Source organism: Candidatus Leptofilum sp., assembly GCF_965223285.1.
Classification (GTDB): domain Bacteria; phylum Chloroflexota; class Anaerolineae; order Promineifilales; family Promineifilaceae; genus Leptofilum.
The window spans coordinates 4512691-4534776 of the sequence record NZ_OZ244997.1; the positions used below are offsets into that span (position 1 = coordinate 4512691).

The following is a 22086-nucleotide window of genomic DNA, read 5'->3' on the forward strand; positions in this document are numbered from 1 at the left end:
GAAATCAGTTATTGGTGTTGATTTGAGGATTTTTGTTTTGGTCCAGCTCTAACTTTTTGAGGCGGTAGAGGGTTTCTTGGGTCATTTGGCGATGCTTGCTGGTGATGTCTGCCTGCACACCAAACAAGAAAATGAATAGCCCGACCAGCAGCAAGCCGGTGCCAATGGTGACTGACTGGATGAACTGGTTGGAAGCGCGCGTGAGGTAGGTGTAGAAAAACCGACCCCACAGATACAGCCCGGTTAAAATGAAGGGGAGGGCGATGTAGGTGAAGGTGCGCAGCGGCTCATAAAAAGCGTAAAGGCGCAAAATGGTGCTGGCTTGGGCCTTGATGAAGTGCCCCATGCTGCGTTGGAGGCGAGACGGCCGTATCGGCCCATTGGTATCCACCGGAATGCTTTCAATAATCAACCCTTGCTTGCCTGCCTGAATAATTGTGTCCAGCGTGTAGCTAAAGTTCGTCAAGATGTTCAGGCGCAGCGCGGTGTCCCGGCTGTAGGCGCGGAAGCCGCTCACCGCATCCGGCACGTCGGTGCCGCTAACGGTGCGCACCGTCCAACTCCCCAGCTTTTGCAGAACTTTTTTGATGAGCGAGAAATGGACGATCTCATCTATCTGGCGGTTGGCAATGACGATGTCTGCCTTGCCCGCCAGCACCGGGGCCACCAATCCCGGGATGTAGCGGCCAGGGTATTGGTTGTCGGCGTCAGTGTTGACAATGATGTCGGCACCCAGCCGCAGGGCGGCATCCAGCCCGGTTTGGAAGGCGCGGGCCAGCCCCATGTTTTGCCGATGCTGTACTACATGGTCAATGCCCAGGCTATGGGCAACGTCGGCTGTGCCATCTGTGCTGCCGTCGTCAATCACCAGCGTTTCAATGCAGTCAATGCCGGGTACGTGCGTAGGTAAATCGGACACCGTTTGCGGTAGCGATTCAGCTTCGTTATAGCAGGGGATTTGGATAATGAGCTTCACGCAGCCATTTTAGCCCAGATGATTGGTATTCGGTAATCAGTTGTCAGTAATCGGTAATCAGTAAATGAGACTATTCACCGATTACTGTTCACTGATTACTGGCCGTGAAGTCAACGGCGACGCGCTGGGGATTGTTGGGGTCTACTTTTACCGTCACCATCATGCCGGGGGCAATGCGAGAGAGATCGAGCAGGTGAAGCTGGTCGCGAGTTTTTACCTGATACGGTTGGCCTCCCTCTGGGTAAACTTCCAGCAGCAGATTGACGCCACGCATGCTGCCGCCCCCGTCGCGGCTGCTGCTGGTGCCGATAGTTAGGCCACTCGCTTTAATCTCGAGAATTTTGGCCTGAGCGGAACGGCCGTTTGCCAACAAATCCCGCTTATTTGCCCGATAACGCCACACAAACAGCCAGGGCAAAACAAACAGCAGCACCGACCCCACAACGACCAGAATAATCCAGTTTTGCAAGAAAAATTCCATATTGTTCCTCCTGTCAGGCAAGTTCTTCAATGGAGACGATATATTTGTTTTCGTCATTCATAAAATGAACCGCATACCGCTGGCCGTTTTTAACGGCATCAAACTGCTCCCTGGTAAATAGCTGGAACGTATCATGTTCAATTTCCAGCTCGTAGCGGCGGTTCAATTCATTATGGCTCCTCTCCAAATTTTCTCTGAGATGAACAATGCCTTCAACGCGACCAACGCTCGGCATCGGTTCTGAATCTGTCTGATTCATCCGCTGACCAGTGAGGCGAATACCGCCGCCAACCAGGGTTGCCCCGGCAATTGTAAGCAAGATGCCAACCAGATATTGCCGCGACACAAGGGTAAGAATGATGCCAACGAGTAAAATGAAAACGGCCGCAAGCAGCGGAAAGATTTTTTGCATAACAGATTGGGACCATTGTCCTGCCGCTTCCCAGCGGGCTTGCTGCCCTTCAGATAACCGCCCCTTCCGGTTGGCATCTAAATCTTGCTGGTTAAACTTGAATAACTCCATCAAAGTTTGTTGGGACATGCGCTCACTCCTGCTGGTTATCGCTCAGAATATCATCTAGCTCTACCAAATGCAGCCCGGCCCACAGATGAACGGAAAGGTCAATACGGCCGTTTTCATCCACCTTTACCCCCTCTGCTCGCAAAATTTCGGCTTGCCTGTTGGCCGTCTGCTCCCGGTGGCGAATGGAAATGCGCCCCTGGCTGTTGACTACCCGCTGCCAGGGGACGTTGGCAGCGGTGTACCCAGACTGATCGGGGCGGCGCAGGGCACTTAGTGCATACCCTACGGCGCGGGCGGCGTTGGGGTGGCCCAACATGGCGGCGATACGGCCGTAGCTACTCACCTTGCCCGGCGGAATACAGCGGACGACTTTGTACACTTTTTCATAAAAGTTCAGTGTGTCGGGTTGCATGAGGCGATCATAGCCATTGTGGGGTAAATTGGCTACTGTGCGGGAAACGGCCGTTTTGTTCACCAATTATTCACGATTCATTCATGTTTACTGGCAGGTGCCGATGCTATAAATCAGAGGTGAGCGAAAGCGTTCAAGGAGCCAAACACGTATTGTTAGAAAGCGTTCACGAAAGCGCGTTACTTTCTTCCAAAGATAGGAGTTTTGCATGAGTTGGTCAGTATTGGTTGTAGATGATGAGCCTTTGACGCAGGATTTATTGCGCCTGATGTTGGAACCGGCCGGGTTCCGTGTAACTGAGGCAGAGCACGGTCTGGAAGCCCTGGAAAAAGTGAAAGAAAACAAACCTGACATCATGATTCTAGACGTAATGATGCCCCACATGGACGGGATTACCGTCTGCAAAACAATTCGCAGCAATCCAGAAACATGCGATCTACCCATCATTATGCTCAGTGGCAAAACACACCTCAATGCTGTAGAAGAGGGCCTGCAAGCAGGTGCCAATCGGTATTTGCCCAAACCAACCTCCCGCGCAGACTTGATTCAAAATTTAAACGAGGTGTTGGCAGAAACGGCCGCAATCCGCCCCTGATTCCCGGTTTAAATAAATTCGAATATTGATTAACGAGCCACCAGAATCGGTGGCTTTTTTATTGCCTGGTGGCAGGAAAACGGCCGAATTTTAGGGAATTGTGAAGTTACCCGTTACCTTTTGGGATTGATCTGCACTTTATGGGCAAAGCAAATCTAAATCTATTTGTACAGCAATAGGTCAATCAAAAGTGAAAGGAGTTAACAAAATGAACCAAATGATTCGTACAAAATTCGGTGTATCCATCTTAATATTGCTGCTCATCATGTTGATGGCAGCCTGTACCCCTGCGGAGGCGCAACCTGGCGAGCCTGGCGTTGATGACGATACGCCAGGTGAAGTTGATGATAGTAACAGCAACGATGATGCTGACGATGTTAACGACAACGATGATGATAATGTCAACGAAAGTGAAGAAAGCAACATGAACGACGATGCCAACAGCAACGATGACATGAACGACAACGATGACGATGCCAATAGCAACGACGATGACGATATGAACGACAACGATGACAATGCCAACAGCAACGATGACGATGATGATAATGACAACGACGATAATGCCAACAGCAACGACGATGACGACATGAACGACAACGATGACAATGCCAACAGCAACGATGACGATGATGACGATAACGACAACGATGACAATGCCAACAGCAACGATGACGATGATGACGATAACGACAACGATGACGATGCCAATAGCAACGACGATGACGATATGAACGACAACGACGACGATGGCAACAGCAACGATGATGACGATAACGACAACGATGACAATGCCAACAGTAACGACGATGATGATAATGACAACGATGACGATGGCAACAGCAACGATGACGATGATGACGACGATGGCAATAGCAACGACGATGACGATAATGACAACGACGATAATGCCAACAGCAACGACGATGACGACATGAACGACAACGACGACGATGATGACGATAACGACAACGATGATGATGACGGCAATGAAAACGATGACGATGATAATGACAACGACGATAGTGGTGATGACGACGATGATGACGACGATGGGGATTAAGTTGTAATCATTGAATCATTAATTATTGGGGAGAGGGTGAGAAATCATCCTCTCCCCGTGCGGGTGTCAACGTAGATGCTGTCGTGGCAATGGTCTATAATTACCCTTCATGCTGCGGCAAATCACATTTATCGAGCCGCGCATAATCCACTGGAGTTGCTGGAATCGTGCAGGATGAACTTCTGTTGCTGCATCGTGCGAAATCATACGACCCTGATGCCCTGGCCCAGGTCCATGAGCGATATTACGATGCTATCTATCGTTACATGACGTTTCGAGTAAACGATTTGCAAACGGCCGAAGATTTAACAAGTGAAGTGTTTGTGCGGTTTTTACATGCTATCCAGCAGAAAAATGCACCGCAAAAAACGATTCGAGGTTGGCTGTTTGGCACAGCATCACTCATTTTGAAAGAACATTACCGCAAAAAGAAGAAAAACCAGGTAACTGAGCTGAGTGAGATGTTGCCCGGTGAGACAGTTGCACCGACTGAGAAGATGGAAGTGCAGGAAAAAAAAGACGCATTGCATAAGGCCATTACCAATTTAACCGAGGATCAACAACAAGTATTGGCTTTGCGGTTTGGGTATGAATTGCCTGTGCGTGAAGTAGCGGAAACAATGAATAAAAGCGAAGGGTCTGTCAAGATGTTGCAGACGCGTGCAATTGCAGCATTGACCCGACTAATGACAGGCTCGGAGAGTTAGCAATGAACAATGTGCCAGAAGCCTTGCTGCAAGAAAGTTTAGATTTGTTGGAGCAGGGGCAATCCATTGAACAAATTTTAGGGCGTTACCCGGAGTATGCTGAGACGTTACGGCCGTTCCTGGAAACGGCCGTCCAGCTAGCTACGTTGGCACCTCAGCCATCGCTGGCAGTCAAGCAGAAATCACAAAAAGCGTTTTTAGCCCACGCTAAGAGCTTGAATGTTCGCCCGGCTCAACCGTCTTCCTGGTATCGTTTGCGCCAAATTTTGCTGCCCATCGCTTCGCTGGCGGTTGTGTTGATTTTATTTGCCACGACGGCCGTTTCTGTGTCTGGGGCGGCGATTCCGGGCGATGCGTTGTACCCTGTTAAGCGGCTGGTAGAAGATGTGCGCTTAAACCGCGCCAATGATCCCGAAACGGCCGTTGCTCTGGCCGAAACATATCGCCAAGAACGCATTCGCGAAGTGCAGGCACTGCTCCGCACGGGGCGTACTGCCGAGGCAATGTTTGAGGGAGAAGTCATGTCCATTCAGCCAGACAGATGGCAGGTGGATATGATTGAAGTGAGCCTAAACGAGGCAACCAGCATTGCAGGCCAACCGCAGTTGGGTGAGCTGGCGCGGGTAAACGGCCGTGCAGACAGAGGCGTTTTCATCGCCACAACAATAGAAATGCTGACAGGCACCCCCACATCGCCTGATCCAGAAGGGGAAACAACCGCAACGCCAAGTCCAACAATCGAGCCAACGGCCGTTGATACCCAAGAGCCAACGCCAGGATCCACTGAGACGGCAAGCCCCACAGCAAAACCTACAGCGACGCCAACGCTGTTGCCAACTGCTACCCCCGACGGTGTACAACCACCAACAGCCACCCTCATCCCGCCGACACAAACACCAGAAGACGATGATGATGACAACGACAATGGTGGCAACGACAACGAAGATGAGAATGATAACGATGGTGGTGACAACGACAACGATAATGATGGGGATGACAATGACAACGGCGGTAATGACAACGATGATGAGAATGATAACGATGATAACAACGGCAATGATGACGGCAACGACAATAATGATAACGACGACAATGATAATGACGATGAAAGCGATAACGACAACGACGATGACCGCAATGACAACGATAACGACAATGATGATGACAACGATAATGATGACAACAGAAACGGAAACGGGGATGACGATGGCGATGAGGACGATTAGCTTGTCTTAATTCCCCCTCCTATGCTTGCAGCATTGTCTGCAACCACAGTAACGCCTGGAAAATGTCCCAGGCGTTACTTTTTTCTTCCTAATGACACCTATAGGCAAACCAAAAATAGGATAGAGAAAATATGATTACCCAAATGCCAATGATAAAAGCACGTATTCAAGCAAAATGGGATGAAAAAGTGGTGGCAACGGCCGTTCTGCTTTTCCTCCTCTTCATCGCTGGCTTTGCCGTTGTGCAGTACGCTACGCCCGGTTTGGCGGGCAACGACGGTTACTATCACATGAAGATGGGCTATCTCATCCGCACCGAAGGGCTGACGCCAGATTTTCCTTACCTGCCGTATACAATCCTGAACGAAGAGGCGTTTTACGATCATCATCTGCTCTACCACCTGTTCCTGGCAATTTTCGCGACGACCGATCCCGCTTTGGATGGCGGCCTGGCATTAACGCAGGGGGCCAAATTGGGGAGCATCATCATGCCGTCGCTCGCGTTTTTGGCGATTTGGTGGCTGCTGCGCGAGCAAAAAGTGCCGTATGCGGCTGTTTGGGCAATGGGCCTCTTTGCTGTTTCAGAAGCGTTTTTGTACCGGATGAGTATGCCTCGCGCTCAATCCATGTCGCTGCTGCTGCTGGTTTTGGGGCTGCATTGGTTGTTGCAAGGGGAGTACAAGCGGCTGCTGCCTCTGGGTTTTATTTTTGTGTGGGCGTACAATGCTTTCCCCTTGTTGCTGGTTGTGGGCGGTACCTACGCCATTGCCGCCTTCATGCTGGAACGGCGCATTGCCTGGCAAGCGGTCATCTATCCCGCCGTTGGCATTGGGCTTGGGTTACTGATCAACCCTTACTTTCCGCAAAATATCGACTTTATCGTAGGACATTTGCTGCCCAAGCTGGGGGAATCCTCCACGCCAGTGGGTAATGAATGGTCGCCTTACCGCACCTGGACGCTGGTGCGAAATTCCGGTGTGGCGTTTACGGCCGTATTGGCGGGCATTTTGGCCATTGGCTGGCGCGAAAAGCGAATTGAGAAGCCGACGCTGGTAGCGTTGGGGCTGACGGTGCTGTTTGGCTACATGCTGTTTGAGTCCCGCCGCTTTGTAGAATATTTTCCGCCGTTTGCGCTCATCTTCTTCGCCTTGAGTGCCGCACCGATTTTGCAAGATTGGCTGGCTGAGTGGGGTAGAAAACGGCCGTACATTCCCCAACTTGCTCCCATTGCCTTGCTCTTGTTGCTGGCTTACCCGCTTTACATCACGCTCACCGACGCACGTGAGCTGCTGGCCGACAGCAAACCTGCCGATCGGTATGCCGACGCCACCATTTGGCTGCACGACAACACGCCCAGCGGTACAATGGTTTTCCAAACGGATTGGGATGATTTCACTCGGCTCTTTTTTTACAATACAAACGCCGTCTACACGGCCGGGCTAGACCCCACATTTATGGAGTTGGAGGATGAGCCGCTTTTCGACCGCTGGGTAGACATCACCCGTGGGCGCGTTGAGCAACCCGGTGCCGCCATTCGGGACGAATTTGGTGCCTCATATATCTTTAGCGACCTGAACCATGATAATTTCATGGAGGAAGCGGAAGATGATCCCTTGCTAGAGGAAGTGTACCGAGATGCGTATGCGGTGATTTACCAAGTTAGGGAACCGTAATCAATAATCCGTGATCGGTATTCAGTAAGTGATTTGCTGTTTACTACAAACCAGCCCGCCTACCACTAAATAAATTATGTCAACTACTGAAGCAGAACAATTTGACCGAGGAATGCGCTTTTTTGAGCATTGGGGGATTCAGCATTTACGGCAAGCATTGTTGCACGATGTGGCCGGGATCGTGCTGGAAGTGGGTGCAGGAACGGGAGCCAATTTGCCGTTGTACGGCCGTTCCGCTCACGCCACACTTGTTGACATAAAACCAGACCGTCTTTTGCTTGCGCGTCAAAAATCTGGTGCTCCCCATGCCCCCGCCACCTGTGCCAACGCACAACAGTTACCCTTCGCCGACAGTCAGTTTGACGTGGTGGTGGGCACGCTTGTCTTTTGTTCAATTCCCCAGCCAGAGCTAGCTCTGGCAGAAATTAGACGCGTGCTAAAGCCAGACGGCCGTCTGCTTTTGCTAGAACATACCAGAGGGCACGGCCCCATTTCCCGCCGCTTCACTGATTGGCTGCAACCCCTCTGGTTTGCTCTGCAAGGTGAATGCCATCTAAATCGAGAAACGGCCGTTACCGTACAGCAAGCGGGCTTTACCATTGATCACAGTTCCGTCCACGGCTACGGCTTGCTGCAAATGATGAAAGCGTCTGTTTGCCCTGAAAAGGTGTAAAGTGACAAAAGTAATATAGCCGATATGCCTAAATTCTGTTCACGCCAAATCGGGGTTTTGATACGATTAGTGGACAGTGATGGTATGTGCAGCGTCGTCCTTGTTTGCCCACGTAACGCGACTCGATACAATCGCATTCTTCTGACAAACCATCAGAATTACTATAATCACGAATAGTTTAAGAAGTTGCCCGACCCCCTTTTGTTCTTCTGGTACCTGACTTTGGGAATACTGTTTCCTAGGAGTTCGCAATGGGAGACGCGTCGCCAATTCGCCCTTCTCACCTGTCTCTGACTCCTGCCGAAAATGTACCAAAAGCGTTGATACTCCTCGCAAAAATGTTGCACCAGGGAGCTTATGATCAAATCTTGACGCTTCTAAAGCAACAAAATAATACACTTTGGGGTGACAAAGAAAGCATGGCAACTGTTCAAACAGCCGCCGAACAGATTTGCCGCTCCTGCTTGCAGCTGCAATCTGTTGCTCACGTGCATGCCCAAGCCCAGACAGACCTAGCAAATCAAGAAAAAGCATTGCGCCGGGAATTGTGGAACCTGCTGCAACGCTTCCTCGTGCCCGAGGAGGATTTGCTTGATTTGGATGAGTTGTTGGCAGCAATGAATGCGTTGCCTGCAACGCAAACGAATTGGCTGCACCGAGTAAAATCCTTTTTCCAGCGCAAACCTGCATTGCCTCAACCCATTCAGGCTCCGGGAGTTGCCGCCGAACTCGCCCCCGCAGCAAAGTTGCTCACTGAGCAATTGCCCATGTTGGATGTGTACTGTCTGGGGACGTTTCGTGTTTACAACAACGATGCCTTGATCGCCAAATGGCCCGGTGTCAAATGCCAATCCATCTTCAAATATATGATTTTCCATCGTGAGCGGCCGGCTCCGCTGGAGGTGTTGATGGATTTGTTTTGGCGGGAAGATGAGCCAGAGGCGGCACGCCGCAATTTGTACCAGGCAATCTATTTACTGCGTCAGGCTCTTCAAGAAAGCGCACCGGCGTTTAATTATGTGGTGAGTGCCGATGGCTGCTATGGCTTCAACTCGGAGCTAAATATTTGGCTGGATGCGGAAGATTTTGAGCGTTTGTATGAAAACGGCCGTCGTCATGCGCGTGAAGGGAATATTGAAACGGCCGTTGCCGCCTACGAATCTGCCGCCGCGTTATACAATGGCCCCTTTTTTGCCGAAGATCTGTATGAAGCGTGGATGCAACCCCCACGCGAGCGGTTGCATCGCCACAATCTGAACCTGCTTGAGCAGCTTAGCCGCCACTATTTTAACGCGCAACAGTTCGCACTGAGCATCTCCTACGCCCGGAAGATTGTTACCGAAGACAGCTGCCACGAAGCTGCCCATCGCCTATTAATGACCGCCTATGCTCATCGCGGACAACGCCATCTTGCTCTGCGGCAATATCATCAATGTGCCGAAGCGTTGCAAGCTGAACTGGATGCAGTTCCCTCACCGGAAACGGCCGTCCTGCATGAAAAAATCAAAAAAAATCAGCTTCAATTTTGAATCCCAAAAAAAATGAAGCCAAAATGAACTCCTATTGAGAGAAGCCTGGCATGTTACTGTCATTAACAAGACCGTTTTTGATAGCAGACGAGCTTTGGCTTAGTTTGCAAGGAGGAATGTTGTGGCCGGTCAACCATATGTAGAGGGATTTGCAGAATTTGATGTCAACGACATCAAGGTGACTTGGGAACAAGGAACGGCAGGTGGAAACAATCTTGCAATTCTGGATTTGAATGAAGCATTCAACATCACTGTTACCTTTGCAGGTAAAGGAACGCAATGGCAAAACATGCAGAACCTGGGATTGCAATACAATGTGGCAATTTTTGCAGAAGGCATTGGGCTTCCACCAGTAGACCAAAACCTTGGTGTGACTGCGGGTAACCTAGTACCTGGGCAACAGGTGCCTTATGAAGTAGTGTGCAATATTGGAGGCATCAACCAGTCGGGAGTTTATCGTCTGGCGGCGATGGTTACCTTCCCAACTTGGACTGGTTGGCTTGGGTTCCTGGAAGGGCCTTTTATCCAGGTTCACGATCAAGAACAATAATCCAAGCGACAAGATGACATCAGCTTCATGAGGCCGTTGGCTGCTAAAGGTTTCCTTAGCCAACGGCCTCTATTTGTTGCCTGAGTAATCGGGAAAGGAATGTATACGATGAGCGCGGTAGTTGAACATGCGGATAAATTTAGAATTATTCACGGCATTGGCGAGGCCAGAGAAAAATGGCTGCAAGAGACGTTTAAGGTTTATACATTCGGAGCGTTAGCGTTGCTAAAAGTTGGTGAAATTGAAGCGGAGCTGGCCGACGCCCCCCCAGCCATTTCTCGCGGGGTTGAGCAGCGCGACATCGTTGCCTGGTTGGAAGAGGCTAGCCAATTTGCCAGTAAAAATGCCGTGCCAGCCACCGAGCCAGATACGGAGAAAAAAAGTGAAACTGATTGGAACAAGGCTGTAAGATTTTTTGTTGAGTTTCAAACCCGAACCGGGCAAGCTGGCAGCTTAGAAAAACAAACCAAAGTGCACGAAATGGACACAGGAAAAGGAGATGTGTGGCCGGGACACACGTTGCATGAACCTGCCAAATGGATGTTGGATTGGATAAAATCGGACGACGCCCCCGCAGCAAAAGAAATTGTTCCGCCAAAAGAACCGCGCAAAGCTACCCCAGAGGCATCGCCAAAGCGGCCAACCGTCACATTCGGGCTGGCTCAGGTCTCGGTTTTTCAGCCTGAGGGTGCTACAAAGGAAACGGGCATTGGCTTACCGGATACCATTTTTAGCGGCACGCTGTTGAGTAATGTGCCTTTAACGATGGAATGCCATCTTAAGGTTGGCCTGGAAGACAATCAGGCCGAATTTACTGGGTCTATCCCCTACCAGCTCGAGCTCTTTGCCACGAATCGCGAAACAGGCAAGGTTTTGCCGCTGGGCCAAAAGAATGATGTTGTAGAAGGGACAGGATTACAAAAAGTAACGATCAGTGGGGTACGCCTGTTGCCTAGTGTTTATCGGGTAGAAGTAATTGTTACCTCGCCCGGTTATCCGTGCAAACCGGGCTTTATGGAAATTCCGCTGCTTAGAACCACATAGGAACGGCCGTTCAATCGTTATTATCCGGCCAGCTGTCAAAATCTAAATCGTCCAGAGCCGAGAGCCACTCTTCCGATAGCGGATTGTCTTGCTGAGGCTGAATTTCTGGGGAGTGCATCTGGATGCTACCCTTGCCGCCACTGTGTAGGGCGTATTCATCGCCTGCGGCCAGGATGATTTTTCTGTATTTAGGGGGCCACTGTACCACGAATCGTCGGTCACAAGTGGGGCAGTGCCACTCCTCTGCGCCTGTTTCAAACGTCTCTACCAATTCCATTGAATGTTGTTCTTGCTGATGCATTTTTCACCTTTTTACAATTTTGCGTTTAATTTTAAGGTGATTGAGTTGCTGATGCACCTGTAAATAGGTCCTACTCTTGAACTTTTCATGAAACTGAACTTGGCCTGCGCGGAATGCTGGAGCGAGCGCAGGCTATTTGTCTTGCTAACAGCAGCTTCCTGTTACTGGGGCCGCAGGTAGCGGCACCGCTTGCTCGGTCTCGTGTCTGATTTGCGGCGTGCAATTGCCATCTACGCACTCGCTGTACCCATTGAGTTCTTGTATTAGCTCACGCGGTTTGCACAGCGTGCGTGGAGGTGCGATCTTCACGATAATTCCTTCGGGTGTATTCTGCAATTCATCTACGTGGTAAACGGCCGTTAACCGCTGCGAACTGCCATATTCAATGCGAATCTCGGCTTCCTGGTTCAAGGGGATACGGCCGTTCACAATCGACCAAATTTTGGCAAATTTGCTACTGGCCATTGGCTCTGCGTCAGGCTCGATATTATCCGGTACCCACAGTTGCAAAATAACTTCACGCCAGGTGTGTAGGCTGTTGCCGCAGTCGATGGTGTCGAACTGCGCATTTTTGATTTCGGTGATGTGGTAACCGCCCGGGACGATTTGGTTGTTGTCATAGAGGAAGCGCAGCGGCTTGTCGGGGTGCTGTTGAACTGTCTGAATAAAATCACGAACGAGCATAAGAATTCTCCTTGCTTATATATAGATAAACATCTATGCGTCTTGGTAAAAAAACGAGTCGTTACGACCCAACATATTTAAGTTTATCTATATGTATGGATTTGTCAACCCCTAATCAGAAAGTGAAGGGTTCCATTGAGTAAGTAAGTCAGAATCGGTGAGCGGCAATCAATAAACGGTTTACCGATAATTGTTTGCCGACGGCCGCTTAATAGGCTGTCTCTGCTTTGTCCTGCAATTTGCGCCAGACGCGGCGGTAGTGACGGCCGTCCATCAATTCCAGGCTATTGCCATCAGGGTCGCGGAAGTAGATGGAGTGGGTGCCAAGTGACCAATCCTGCTCATGCTCAATCTCGACGTCATGCGCTAGCAGGCGAGCCCGCCAGCCGTCCATCTGCTCCGGCGGAATGGCCAGGCAGACGTGCCCTTGTCCACGTGCGCCGTGCGCTGGAATGATGCTCTTGCGTACGGCTAATTTATTTATGTCAAATAAAATGAGCGTCGAGTTTTGTCCCGTTTGCAGGAAAATCGCATCATCGAACTGGTTGCTTACGGGCAAATCCAGCACCTCAGTATAGAACTTTTTGGCGCGAGGAATGTCGGTTACGTACAGTATCGCCTCGGCCACGCCCAGAACTTCCGTGCCGCCGCGCGTGGCGGCCTCTGCCTCCTGCAAAATCCGAACGCCACTGCTCACGCCGAGCCGATTTGCCCCTGCGGCCACCATCCGCCGCGCGTCGTCCAGCGAGCGAATGCCGCCGGATGCTTTGACGCCGGTGCCTTGCCCAACGGTGTGTCGCATTAAGGCGACGTCTTCAACCGTGGCCCCACCGCCGCTAAAGCCAGTGGAGGTCTTCACAAAATCAGCTCCGGCTTCTTTGGCAATCTTGCAGACGCGCACTTTCTCTTCGTTGGTGAGGTAGCTGGTTTCGATAATCACTTTGCACAAAACGTTATTTTGGTGGCAGGTTTGGGTAACGGCCGTAATCTGTGCCAGCGTAAATTCATCATCCTTACTTTTGACTGCCCCAATGTTGATCACCATATCAATTTCCGTGGCCCCATTCTCGATGGCCGTCTCCGTTTCTGATACTTTCTCTTTGGTGGTGGTTGCCCCTAGCGGAAAACCGACGACGGCGCACACCTTCACCTCGCTGCCCTGTAGCTGCCAGGCGGCAAAACGCACGTTGGTCGGGTTTACGCATACCGAGAAAAAGTGATGCCGCTGTGCCTCGCGGCAAATTTGGGCAATCATCGCTTCGGTGGCGTCTGGTTTTAGCAAGGTGTGGTCAATCATTCCCGCCAGACGGGTCGGGTCTTCATCAATCAACTGAATCAGTTGTTCGGTGGTCGCTGTGGCTAAATTGGTCATGGCTTTCCTTTTGAAAAGACCTGACAAGTTATGAGCATTGTGGCACTGCATTGTGAGCAAACTTGTCATGCCTCTGTTTGTGAAATTATACTGGAGCCAAGCATAGCACCAGCCATCCTTCAGGCAAATTCTTGAGAGGGGTCAAGTAGGTGGGTTTAGGTGACTGTCACCTCAACGTTGTTTGCTGCAATCTTTTCACAAAATATATGCTTGACCTGCGATCTATCCTCATGTAGGATTCTCCACACATGAAAAAGACCTCCCTTACTGGCCTTGTCCTTACGTTACTCATGCTGCTCTTGGTGCTTATTGCCGCCTTTGTTTTTCTGTTTCAGGGTCGGCAGACTGTTATTGAACAGCGAAACAATTTAGAATCGAAAACGGCCGATCTCCAGCAAGATGTTGCCCAAACTGAACTCGATTTGGCGGCTGCAGAAGCCACGCGTGCCTTTACGGCCGATGCGTTGGCTACGGCCGAATCGAACGCGCTGCTGCTGGATGGTGAACTGGTGAGCAGTCAACAGGAAGTGGATGCGCTGACTGAGCAACTGGATGCCGCCAGCCAAACCATCACTACCTTGCAAGATGAGCAGGAAGCGGTGCTGGCGCAGCCCCCGGAAGTGGCGATTTTGTCCCCGGCAAACGGCCGTTTGCTGTCGCAAGGGGAGTCGGTCAACATTGTTCTGGTCGCTACGGATACCAAAGGAATCTCCTCCGTCAATTTAGCTATCAATGAAGAACCGTTTGAAACGTACTTACCCAACAATGAGACGTTGTTTACGGCCGTTGCTCCCTGGGAACCAGCGGTTCCGAATGAGTACGTGATTCGGCTAACGGCCGTCAATGGCGAAGGCATTACCAGCCGCAGTGCGACCGTGACGGTAACCGTTGCCCTGGCCGATATGGTGAGCCGCCCGGCTGGCGACAGTAATGCGGGTTTACGCCAGAACATCGCTGAATTGGTAAGCGGCCTGCGCCAGTTGCCCATCCCCGATGACCTGAACGAACTATTGGTGTCTGGCGTATTGCTTCGCGAGGCGCAGGCAACCCAGGCGCAAGCATTAGCCGAAAGCTCCCTTTGGCTGGATGCGGGGCTGATTGGGCAAGCGTTTGATTTTGCTGCGGCAGATTTTGATTATGAAGAGATGCTGATGTTGGCCGTTGAGGATTCCACCCCTGCATTCTACCAACCACTGTCTGGCGAGTTGCTGCTGATTGAGCAAGCGGATACGCTGACGGCCGTTGCCCAGCTGGGATATGTGCGGCAGCTGCTTTATCTGCTTCAGGATCAAAACTTTGATCTCGATGCGCTGTACACAGGCGATCTCACGCTAGACGAGGCGTTGGCGTTGGCGGCCTTGAGTGAGGGGGAAGCGACGGTATTGCAGGAAAACTTCCTCACGGCACGCTACCTGCCTTTGGAGCCAATCGTTATCCCCGAAACCTTTGTGCTGGGTACGGCCGTTCTGGCCGACGTGCCCACCCCAATTGCCAACTGGCTCCAGTTCCCCTATGAATTTGGCGACGAGTTTGTTCGGACTCTGTTTGAATCTGGCGGCTACCCGGCCTTGGACGACGCCTGGGCCAGCCTGCCCCAATCCACCGAGCAAATTTTGCACCCGGAAGCATACCAGACGCAGGAAGGGCCGCTCCTGGTCACAATTTCAGATTTGCAGCCTGTTTTGGGTGATGATTGGTCTTTGGCAGCCGAAAACGTGTTGGGTGAATATTTGCTGGGGCAATATTTATTGCAGCAGCTAAACGAGACGCAGGTAGAAACGGCCGTAACCGGCTGGGGTGGCGACCGCTTTGTCATTTACACGAATGAGACAGACGATAGCTTTGTTATGGCACTCCATACCGTTTGGGACAGTGTCGACGACAGCACCGAATTTGCCGCGCTTTACCCCAATTATCCTACACGCCTTTTTGTTACCGGTGGCGAGTTGCAAGAGAACGGCGGCGAATGTTGGCAAGGCGAGGACGAACTCATTTGCCTTTACCAATCTGAGCAAGAAACCCTCATCGTCCGTGGCCCGGAACTAGAGTTGGTTCTGGATGTGGTTGCCGCCATCTTCCCCGTAGAATAAAAACAATCAGAGATGTTGTAGATTGTCACTACCTTGAGTAAAAAGTGTCAATTTATTTGCTTGTCGTTATTTCACATTCCGCAATAGTCGAAAAGCGATTACAGCTTTATTCATTTTAGGGTGGGTAGTTCTTATTGTCAGAGAATTGATTCTGACTTTTTAGTTAGGTCCTAAAATTAAATTGAGAGATGTTTGAGGTTACAGAATTTGTATGTCGTCCACAATACCGACGATGACGGCGCGGATGGGGGCAGTTTTCATGTTGAGGACTTGGCGTGCGCCGTTGCCTTCATCTAGCACCAGCACGGTATCCCCCACACCCGCCTGGGCCATATCGACGCAGATGTCATAGCCGCCGCTTGGCTGCCCGTCTTCCCCCAGCTTATCAACAATGAGGAGCTTACGGCCGTTAAATGCCGTATGTTTAATGGTTGCCACTACTGTGCCTGAGACCTTGCCAACATACATGACCCCAATCGTAAAGCGTCTGTTCCAAAACGTCAATTGATTGCTTGTCACGCTTTATACCCTATGCTATCCTGTCACCATTGTTTGGTTCAGCACTCGGAGAAACTTGGTGATTTTTGCAGGCATTATTGGCGCGGGATTGGTGTGGGGTTGGTTGCTGGTTTTATTGGTCGATCAGCGACCGCTCAAAACGCGAACCCAGCCTGAAACTGACGCGGAAAGCGATTCCTCAAAATTGGTTCACTATCTCAAACTGTTTTTGCACAAGTGGCAGACTGAAAGACGGCCGTATCTCAACATAATCGCCGTCGCTATTTTCACCATCTGGTTCGCCTGGCTCATCTACGCCTTCACCAGCACAACCCAACTTATCTTATTCTTTGTTGCCCTCATTATCGCCTTTTCGATTCACCTCGCCTGGCGGCAGCAGCTGCGCCAGAACCAAAAAAAGCTCTAGCCACAGAGATCACAGAGATTTAAGAGAATAAGAAAAACTCATAATTCTCTGTGTCCTCTGTGGCCAATAAAATCGTTCAACAGGAGGAACGACCCATGTATTTTCAAGCAGAAGCAACGGAGGCCGCATCTCAACTACAAATTATTGGCGCAATTGGCTTTGGCACCATCATCGGCTGGCTGGTTTATTACATCAACCGCTACCGCAAAAGTGATGTGCAGTTTAGCGACTTGGCGACAGTGATTGGCATTTTGGGCGGTGGCGCGATTTTGGCTCTGTTTCCTGCCGGGACTGATCTGTTTGGCGGCTACGGCATTGGCCTTTTTATCGGCTTTTTTAGCTACTTTGCATTTCTCATGCTGTGGGTACGTATTTCCGACAACTTCACGGTTGATTGGTTCCTGGACGGCCGTTCCACCAAGCTAGGTGAAAATGAAATTAGCCGCAAAGATTCTGAAGGTGGCGTAGCAATGGGAGCTGAGCCAACAGACGATGGTGGTCGTGGCTAAATAAATTCGGCTCTTTGGATTTTTCTGGGATTGGCAACGAATTTACGCGAATTATGTAATGGTCAAGCGTTGGTTGGACACTTATAGGACGCGGACAAGCGCGGATTTGAACCTAATTTAATCCGCGCTTGTCTGCGTCCCATTTGTTTGACCTACTCTTGATCAGTACAAATTAACGCGAATAATCACGGAAAAATCCAAAGGCTCCATGAATTCGCATAGTAGGTGACTGATGGCAAATTCCCAAGAAATTCGTGTGGAAATTGTAACGCGGTTGTTGAATGACGCCGCTTTTTTTAATCGTTTTCTACAAGACCCTGATACGGTTCTGGCTGAATTCCCCGACTTGGACAAGTTCGACGGCCGTTACCTCAAAGACAAAATTAGCGATTGGGCCAGCCTAACGGCCGTTGCTGAACGATTTGGCGTAACGGTGCCGGAACGGCCGTCTGCCCCCCCCGAAGATGCTGATGCGGACAGCGAACCCCGCTTGCAAATGGTCTTGCAGCTACAGGAAGATGCCGCCTTTTTTGAGCTATTTCGCAAAGATCCGGCTGCCGCCCTCTCTGCCTACCATGATCTGGAAGAGGAAGATGCGCAATACATTCAAGAGCGCGTCACCGATGCGGCCAGCCTGCAAGCCGTCATTGACCGCTTCCAAACGACTGTGCAAAGCGTCGATTTGCCGTCAGATGCCAAAGGAATCGATCTGCCAGAAGAACGGCCGTCTCGCGTGATCAATACCGGTTTTGCCCCAGAAAACAGCCCCGCGCAGCCCGTGGCTGATTTTTTCACGCCGCTCCAGGCTGATCAACCTTACTATTTTTGGTTTGAAGTTGGGCAACCCATTGCGGAATCAATTGCCATTGAACTGTATGAACTGCCAGACGATTTACCGCCCGACACGATCTTGCAAATTGCCATTTTTGGTTATGAGAACGAATTTGAAGTAACGGCAGGAGCCGACATGGGCGAACTGCGCCTCACGGCTAACGGGGATGTGTTGGTAGAAAAGCAGGCGTTCTCGGTGCCAGGGATTGAGACTGAGCTGGCCAAACGTCGTTTGTTCTTCCCGGCTCGCACGCCAAAACAGGCGGGGTACGGCCGTTTTCGCTGCAACATCTATTACCAACAAACCTTGCTGCAATCCTACCAAATCGTTGCCCGAGTTGATCCCAAACCCGTAGTGCAGCCCCATCGCGCCATTTGGCTTTGGCACCAGGATTACAACCTCTCCAAATTCCTCAGTGGCCACCAGCTAGAAGCGATGGGCGAAAACAACCTCAGCATCATGGTCAACGACAACGGCAACGGTACGCACGGCTTTCGCTTTATGGGGCAAAACGAGTTCAAAAATGATGCCAGCCTGGGCGAAGATGCGGTGGCTAACCTACAAAATTGGGCGCGGGGAGCCTTGCGCAAAGCGGCTTGGGGAGATGAACAAGAATACAAAACTGGCAAAAAATATTTGTACGGCAGCAAGCTCAACAAGCAAAAGCTCAAAGATGATTTGCTGGAAATGGCTCAAAACGGCCACCGTGCCTTCGATGCGCTTTTTGATCCGCTGGTGGGCGACTCAGAAAAATCGTGGGAAGTGATGGATTGGATGGTGAAGCCGGGGCAGGTGCAGATTGCCACCAAGGAAAATGCCCGAATCGTCATTCCCGCTGCCATGTTCTATGATTATCCCTACCTGGATGGCAACGTGCCCAAAGATTATTCGCTCTGCCCGGAATTTGAGAAGGCGTTGGATGGGGATGAACCATTAGAAAAATGTGCTTGCTTCCAGGGCAACTGCCCCACTTATGATGATTTAAAGATTGTGTGCCCCAGCGGGTTTTGGGGCTTTCGTCACTCGTTGGGCTTGCCCGTGTCGGTGAAATCTGCGCCGGATGCGCCGCTGAAAATTGGTGGCAGCAGCCCGCCCAAGATGGCGGTATCTGTTTCCACGGACCCGAACTTTACGCAACGGCCGTCTCACGAGAAGCGTCTGCAAGAGATGGGCATTGGCTGGGAATATGCCGACAGTCGCGACAAGGCACTGGACATGCTCAAGGCGACAGAGTCTCAGGTTGTGTACTTCTACTGCCACGGCGGCCTCACAGACAAGGGATTCCCCTACCTCAGCCTGGGCAGCAAAAATAGCGATTGGTTCACCAGAGGTAATTTACGCGCCCGGCGCATTCGCTGGCAAAAAGTACGGCCGCTTGTCTTTATCAATGGCTGCCACACTACCCAAATCACCCCCGAACGCGCCCTCGATTTTGTCACAGGCTTTGTGCAAACCAGCCGGGCAGCGGGCGTCATCGGTACAGAGATAACCATCTTTGAATCCATTGCTACCCAATTTGCTGAAGAATGTCTGCGACGCTTCATGTTTGGCGATGAAACATTGGGCGAAGCCGTGCGCGGGGCGCGTCTGCACATGCTCAAAAATGGCAACCCGTTAGGGCTTGTTTATATTCTCTATGCATTGCCTGCGTTGAAGCTATCTTGATCTTACTGGCGAGCAATGATTGATCTAGGCCATCCCTTTACAAAACAGGAAATTATGAGTGCATGGGTAGCGGAAGAAACGGCCGTTCGGGAAATCTTGTTGTTTACGTTGTAGCACAATTTGCATCACGTCAATGATGTTCAGTGGCTGCTCGATCAGCCAGAATTGGAATGGTTTGCCTCATGAGCCAGGAAAAAGAGAAGGTGCAGGTAGAAACCCGAGCTGAATTGCGCGGTTGGCTGGCACAAAATCACCCGCGCCAGGGCGGCGTCTGGTTGGTCACGTTCAAAAAGCATTGCGGCGACAAATATGTCTCATATGACGACATCGTAGAAGAGCTTATCTGCTTTGGCTGGATTGACAGCATGACGCGCAAGCTGGATGCCGATCGTTCAATGTTGTGGATTGCGCCACGCAAGCGCGGGAGCAATTGGTCACGCCGCAATAAAGAAATTGTGGCCCGTCTGGAAGCCACCGGGTTGCTTGCGCCTCCTGGCTTGGCCAAAATCGAAGCGGCCAAAGCGGATGGCACCTGGGATGCGCTCAATGCCGTAGAGAATTTGGAAATCCCACCAGATTTAGCCGAGGCATTGGCACAATACCCAGATGCAGCCGCTTATTTTGAAGCGTTTCCCCGTTCTGTAAAGCGCGGTATCTTGGAATGGATTTTTAATGCCAAACGGCCGCAAACCCGTGCCAAACGCATTGAAGAGACGGCCAGGCTGGCTCAGGATAATCTGCGCGCCAACCAGTGGCCCAGGCAAGGCTAATGTTCTTGATTGAGACGGAGCGTTTGCAACTGTGCCACTTCAATGTGGACGATGCCGAATTTGTTCTCACGCTGGTGAATGATCCCGGCTGGATTCGCTTTATTGGGGATCGGGACATTCACACAGTTGCTCAGGCGAAAGCGTACCTGCAAGATGGGCCGATGGCTAGCTACGCGACCAACGGATTCGGCCTTTACCTGGTGCGGCGCACCGCAGATAACGTACGTTTGGGAATGTGTGGTTTGGTGAAACGGCCGTCCCTCCCCCACGTAGACATCGGCTTTGCCTTTCTCGCTGAATACACCGGTAAAGGGTATGCATTTGAGGCAGCAACGGCCGTTCTCAACTACGCCCACTCTGACCTGAACCTAAAACCAATCGTGGCCATTACTGCTCCAGATAACCATCGTTCCGTTCGACTTCTAGAAAAATTGGGGCTGCAATTTCACAAAATGGTTTCACTAAGTGAGGGGGAGCCACAAGTTAATCTTTTTTACCCAAAGGATATTCAGGTGAAGGCGCGTTAAGCCAACTGCACATCGTCTACAATGCCAACGATGGCGTGATCTACCGGCACAAAGGTGATAGGCATGGCTTGGGCAGCCTCTCGGCTGCCGACAATGAAAACCAGATGGTCTGGCCCGGCCTGAGCGGTGGCGTCAGCGGCCACCACGGGTTGCCCAACAGATTCCTGCGTTTTGCTCAAGGGCTGTACCATTAGGAATTTTATACCCTCTAATCCCTCATATTTTTGGGTGGCCACCACGGTGCCAATAACGCGTGCTAATTGCATATCATTCTTGTGTAAAAATGGGTGAGGCGATTGGTGAGAAGGTTGCTTGCTTCATCTAACTATCTCCTGATCGCCTCACCCCTATCGTTTACTGTTTACGCTGCTTCCCAGCCAAAATGCTGGCCAAAACGGCCGTATCCATTCACATTGTCCCACATCTCGGCATGTAGCTGGGGGATGACCATGTGCCGAACGAGATGATTGTGGGCGACGTCGGTGCCGATGGCAACGGCCGTTTCTACATCTGCTACCAGGCCATGAAAGTAAACCAGCCCCTTGCCACCCAAACCATCTGCCAGGCGAAGCTGAAGCAGTGAGACTTCAGCACCTTTTACCCCCGCGTCTGCTACCCGGATGGCTGTGGCCACACTGGTCGTTTCCACAATGCCCAATGCGTCTTCTTGAGCTGCTTGCCGCTGACCGCCCAATGCCATTACCACCGTTGGATGCACATTCGGTAAAAAGAGGCAATCTGCCAAAGCACCTGGCCCTACTTCTTTGCCAGCCGCAAACGCTTCTTCTACCGATGCCACATCTCCCGCTACCAACACCAGAAAATTACCGGGCTGAACCGTGCCAGATTGTATTTTTTGCACCGGGGCGCGTTTTACCATCGCATCCCCCGCCTCAATACCGGCGGCAATGCTGCTAAATTCCAAAAGGGCAATCGCAGGGAATTCCATAAAAAGGGAG

At 51.1% G+C, this 22086-nt stretch carries 25 protein-coding genes and 1 pseudogene; 15 read left to right on the top strand and 11 right to left on the bottom strand.

The genetic code is table 11. The features are described from left to right. Positions 1-4: 4 nt before the first annotated feature. From ACOQPU_RS20260 to ACOQPU_RS20275, 4 genes are all read right to left on the bottom strand, one after another. Complete coding sequence (locus ACOQPU_RS20260) at positions 5-976, bottom strand: glycosyltransferase family 2 protein (RefSeq protein WP_420641657.1); 972 nt, start codon at positions 974-976, stop codon at positions 5-7. Positions 977-1064: 88 nt separating this feature from the next. Next, entirely contained in the window at positions 1065-1457 is a 393-nt protein-coding gene (locus ACOQPU_RS20265) for a DUF3592 domain-containing protein (RefSeq protein ID WP_420641658.1), read from the bottom strand. 13 nt (positions 1458-1470) lie between these two features. Then, a complete protein-coding gene (locus ACOQPU_RS20270) occupies positions 1471-1998 on the bottom strand; it encodes a hypothetical protein (protein ID WP_420641659.1) in 528 nt (175 codons plus the stop codon). 4 nt (positions 1999-2002) lie between these two features. Continuing rightward, on the bottom strand, positions 2003-2455 hold the full coding sequence (locus ACOQPU_RS20275; protein ID WP_420645856.1) for an MGMT family protein: 453 nt from the start codon (positions 2453-2455) through the stop codon (positions 2003-2005). Between the two features lie 145 nt (positions 2456-2600). On the opposite strand from ACOQPU_RS20275, the gene ACOQPU_RS20280 reads away from it, so the two are divergent. The 9 genes from ACOQPU_RS20280 (at position 2601) to ACOQPU_RS20320 (ending at position 11452) form a co-directional block, all read left to right on the top strand. Continuing rightward, entirely contained in the window at positions 2601-2987 is a 387-nt protein-coding gene (locus tag ACOQPU_RS20280) for a response regulator (protein WP_420641660.1), read from the top strand. A 208-nt stretch (positions 2988-3195) separates the two neighbouring features. Next, the gene (locus ACOQPU_RS20285) at positions 3196-4050 is read left to right on the top strand and encodes a hypothetical protein (RefSeq protein WP_420641661.1); all 855 of its coding nucleotides are present in this window, start codon (positions 3196-3198) and stop codon (positions 4048-4050) included. A 167-nt stretch (positions 4051-4217) separates the two neighbouring features. Next, positions 4218-4757 carry a sigma-70 family RNA polymerase sigma factor gene (locus tag ACOQPU_RS20290; protein ID WP_420641662.1) on the top strand — a complete coding sequence of 180 codons (540 nt, stop codon included), beginning with the start codon at positions 4218-4220 and terminating at the stop codon, positions 4755-4757. Positions 4758-4759: 2 nt separating this feature from the next. After that, positions 4760-5983, top strand: coding sequence for a DUF5667 domain-containing protein (locus ACOQPU_RS20295; RefSeq protein ID WP_420641663.1), 1224 nt, complete (start codon positions 4760-4762; stop codon positions 5981-5983). A gap of 131 nt (positions 5984-6114) precedes the next feature. After that, positions 6115-7656 carry a hypothetical protein gene (locus tag ACOQPU_RS20300; protein ID WP_420641664.1) on the top strand — a complete coding sequence of 514 codons (1542 nt, stop codon included), beginning with the start codon at positions 6115-6117 and terminating at the stop codon, positions 7654-7656. 76 nt (positions 7657-7732) lie between these two features. Next, complete coding sequence (locus ACOQPU_RS20305) at positions 7733-8329, top strand: class I SAM-dependent methyltransferase (RefSeq protein ID WP_420641665.1); 597 nt, start codon at positions 7733-7735, stop codon at positions 8327-8329. Between the two features lie 419 nt (positions 8330-8748). Continuing rightward, positions 8749-9858 carry an AfsR/SARP family transcriptional regulator gene (locus ACOQPU_RS20310; RefSeq protein WP_420641666.1) on the top strand — a complete coding sequence of 370 codons (1110 nt, stop codon included), beginning with the start codon at positions 8749-8751 and terminating at the stop codon, positions 9856-9858. A gap of 121 nt (positions 9859-9979) precedes the next feature. Further along, positions 9980-10408, top strand: coding sequence for a hypothetical protein (locus ACOQPU_RS20315; protein ID WP_420641667.1), 429 nt, complete (start codon positions 9980-9982; stop codon positions 10406-10408). A 108-nt stretch (positions 10409-10516) separates the two neighbouring features. Then, on the top strand, positions 10517-11452 hold the full coding sequence (locus ACOQPU_RS20320; RefSeq protein WP_420641668.1) for a hypothetical protein: 936 nt from the start codon (positions 10517-10519) through the stop codon (positions 11450-11452). 10 nt (positions 11453-11462) lie between these two features. Here ACOQPU_RS20320 and ACOQPU_RS20325 read toward each other — a convergent pair whose 3' ends face one another. The 4 genes and pseudogenes from ACOQPU_RS20325 to deoC form a co-directional block, all read right to left on the bottom strand. Next, positions 11463-11753, bottom strand: coding sequence for a hypothetical protein (locus tag ACOQPU_RS20325; protein ID WP_420641669.1), 291 nt, complete (start codon positions 11751-11753; stop codon positions 11463-11465). A 144-nt stretch (positions 11754-11897) separates the two neighbouring features. Further along, a complete protein-coding gene (locus ACOQPU_RS20330; protein ID WP_420641670.1) occupies positions 11898-12437 on the bottom strand; it encodes a DUF6428 family protein in 540 nt (179 codons plus the stop codon). 208 nt (positions 12438-12645) lie between these two features. Continuing rightward, the gene (locus ACOQPU_RS20335) at positions 12646-13134 is read right to left on the bottom strand and encodes a VOC family protein (RefSeq protein ID WP_420645857.1); all 489 of its coding nucleotides are present in this window, start codon (positions 13132-13134) and stop codon (positions 12646-12648) included. After that, positions 13111-13734, bottom strand: a pseudogene (gene deoC / locus ACOQPU_RS20340) (deoxyribose-phosphate aldolase); the annotation flags it as partial. The gene ACOQPU_RS20335 and the pseudogene deoC, both read right to left, overlap by 24 nt. 323 nt (positions 13735-14057) lie before the next feature. Here deoC and ACOQPU_RS20345 point away from each other — a divergent pair. Then, a complete protein-coding gene (locus tag ACOQPU_RS20345; protein ID WP_420641671.1) occupies positions 14058-15899 on the top strand; it encodes an Ig-like domain-containing protein in 1842 nt (613 codons plus the stop codon). 198 nt (positions 15900-16097) lie between these two features. Here the strand turns inward: ACOQPU_RS20345 and ACOQPU_RS20350 are convergent, their stop codons facing one another. Beyond that, positions 16098-16418, bottom strand: a complete 321-nt coding sequence (locus ACOQPU_RS20350) for a EutN/CcmL family microcompartment protein (RefSeq protein WP_420641672.1) — start codon at positions 16416-16418, stop codon at positions 16098-16100. A 58-nt stretch (positions 16419-16476) separates the two neighbouring features. Between ACOQPU_RS20350 and ACOQPU_RS20355 the strand changes: the two genes are divergently transcribed. The 5 genes from ACOQPU_RS20355 (at position 16477) to ACOQPU_RS20375 (ending at position 21127) form a co-directional block, all read left to right on the top strand. After that, positions 16477-16824, top strand: a complete 348-nt coding sequence (locus ACOQPU_RS20355; protein WP_420641673.1) for a hypothetical protein — start codon at positions 16477-16479, stop codon at positions 16822-16824. 95 nt (positions 16825-16919) lie between these two features. Further along, positions 16920-17333 (top strand): hypothetical protein, encoded by a 414-nt coding sequence (locus tag ACOQPU_RS20360; protein ID WP_420641674.1) that lies wholly within the window; start codon positions 16920-16922, stop codon positions 17331-17333. 232 nt (positions 17334-17565) lie between these two features. Continuing rightward, complete coding sequence (locus ACOQPU_RS20365) at positions 17566-19830, top strand: CHAT domain-containing protein (protein WP_420641675.1); 2265 nt, start codon at positions 17566-17568, stop codon at positions 19828-19830. 182 nt (positions 19831-20012) lie between these two features. Further along, positions 20013-20600: a YdeI/OmpD-associated family protein gene (locus ACOQPU_RS20370; RefSeq protein WP_420641676.1), complete on the top strand. Its 588-nt coding sequence runs from the start codon at positions 20013-20015 to the stop codon at positions 20598-20600. After that, the gene (locus ACOQPU_RS20375; RefSeq protein WP_420641677.1) at positions 20600-21127 is read left to right on the top strand and encodes a GNAT family N-acetyltransferase; all 528 of its coding nucleotides are present in this window, start codon (positions 20600-20602) and stop codon (positions 21125-21127) included. The genes ACOQPU_RS20370 and ACOQPU_RS20375 overlap by 1 nt, the downstream gene beginning before the upstream one ends. On the opposite strand, the gene ACOQPU_RS20380 is transcribed toward ACOQPU_RS20375, so the two are convergent. Together ACOQPU_RS20380 and ACOQPU_RS20385 are read right to left on the bottom strand one after the other, a co-directional pair. Next, entirely contained in the window at positions 21124-21393 is a 270-nt protein-coding gene (locus tag ACOQPU_RS20380) for a EutN/CcmL family microcompartment protein (RefSeq protein WP_420641678.1), read from the bottom strand. The genes ACOQPU_RS20375 and ACOQPU_RS20380 overlap by 4 nt on opposite strands. A 95-nt stretch (positions 21394-21488) precedes the next feature. Next, on the bottom strand, positions 21489-22076 hold the full coding sequence (locus tag ACOQPU_RS20385) for a BMC domain-containing protein (protein WP_420641679.1): 588 nt from the start codon (positions 22074-22076) through the stop codon (positions 21489-21491). Positions 22077-22086 lie beyond the last annotated feature (10 nt).

Bases quoted from the DNA above. Each gene is read 5' to 3' on its own strand.
- ACOQPU_RS20265 (WP_420641658.1), bottom strand. From the start codon at position 1,457: ATGGAATTTTTCTTGCAAAACTGGATTATTCTGGTCGTTGTGGGGTCG.
- ACOQPU_RS20270 (WP_420641659.1), bottom strand. From the start codon at position 1,998: ATGTCCCAACAAACTTTGATGGAGTTATTCAAGTTTAACCAGCAAGAT.
- ACOQPU_RS20280 (WP_420641660.1), top strand. From the start codon at position 2,601: ATGAGTTGGTCAGTATTGGTTGTAGATGATGAGCCTTTGACGCAGGAT.
- ACOQPU_RS20285 (WP_420641661.1), top strand. From the start codon at position 3,196: ATGAACCAAATGATTCGTACAAAATTCGGTGTATCCATCTTAATATTG.
- ACOQPU_RS20295 (WP_420641663.1), top strand. From the start codon at position 4,760: ATGAACAATGTGCCAGAAGCCTTGCTGCAAGAAAGTTTAGATTTGTTG.
- ACOQPU_RS20300 (WP_420641664.1), top strand. From the start codon at position 6,115: ATGATTACCCAAATGCCAATGATAAAAGCACGTATTCAAGCAAAATGG.
- ACOQPU_RS20305 (WP_420641665.1), top strand. From the start codon at position 7,733: ATGTCAACTACTGAAGCAGAACAATTTGACCGAGGAATGCGCTTTTTT.
- ACOQPU_RS20310 (WP_420641666.1), top strand. From the start codon at position 8,749: ATGGCAACTGTTCAAACAGCCGCCGAACAGATTTGCCGCTCCTGCTTG.
- ACOQPU_RS20320 (WP_420641668.1), top strand. From the start codon at position 10,517: ATGAGCGCGGTAGTTGAACATGCGGATAAATTTAGAATTATTCACGGC.
- ACOQPU_RS20325 (WP_420641669.1), bottom strand. From the start codon at position 11,753: ATGCATCAGCAAGAACAACATTCAATGGAATTGGTAGAGACGTTTGAA.
- ACOQPU_RS20330 (WP_420641670.1), bottom strand. From the start codon at position 12,437: ATGCTCGTTCGTGATTTTATTCAGACAGTTCAACAGCACCCCGACAAG.
- ACOQPU_RS20345 (WP_420641671.1), top strand. From the start codon at position 14,058: ATGAAAAAGACCTCCCTTACTGGCCTTGTCCTTACGTTACTCATGCTG.
- ACOQPU_RS20360 (WP_420641674.1), top strand. From the start codon at position 16,920: ATGTATTTTCAAGCAGAAGCAACGGAGGCCGCATCTCAACTACAAATT.
- ACOQPU_RS20365 (WP_420641675.1), top strand. From the start codon at position 17,566: ATGGCAAATTCCCAAGAAATTCGTGTGGAAATTGTAACGCGGTTGTTG.
- ACOQPU_RS20370 (WP_420641676.1), top strand. From the start codon at position 20,013: ATGAGCCAGGAAAAAGAGAAGGTGCAGGTAGAAACCCGAGCTGAATTG.
- ACOQPU_RS20375 (WP_420641677.1), top strand. From the start codon at position 20,600: ATGTTCTTGATTGAGACGGAGCGTTTGCAACTGTGCCACTTCAATGTG.
- ACOQPU_RS20380 (WP_420641678.1), bottom strand. From the start codon at position 21,393: ATGCAATTAGCACGCGTTATTGGCACCGTGGTGGCCACCCAAAAATAT.
- ACOQPU_RS20385 (WP_420641679.1), bottom strand. From the start codon at position 22,076: ATGGAATTCCCTGCGATTGCCCTTTTGGAATTTAGCAGCATTGCCGCC.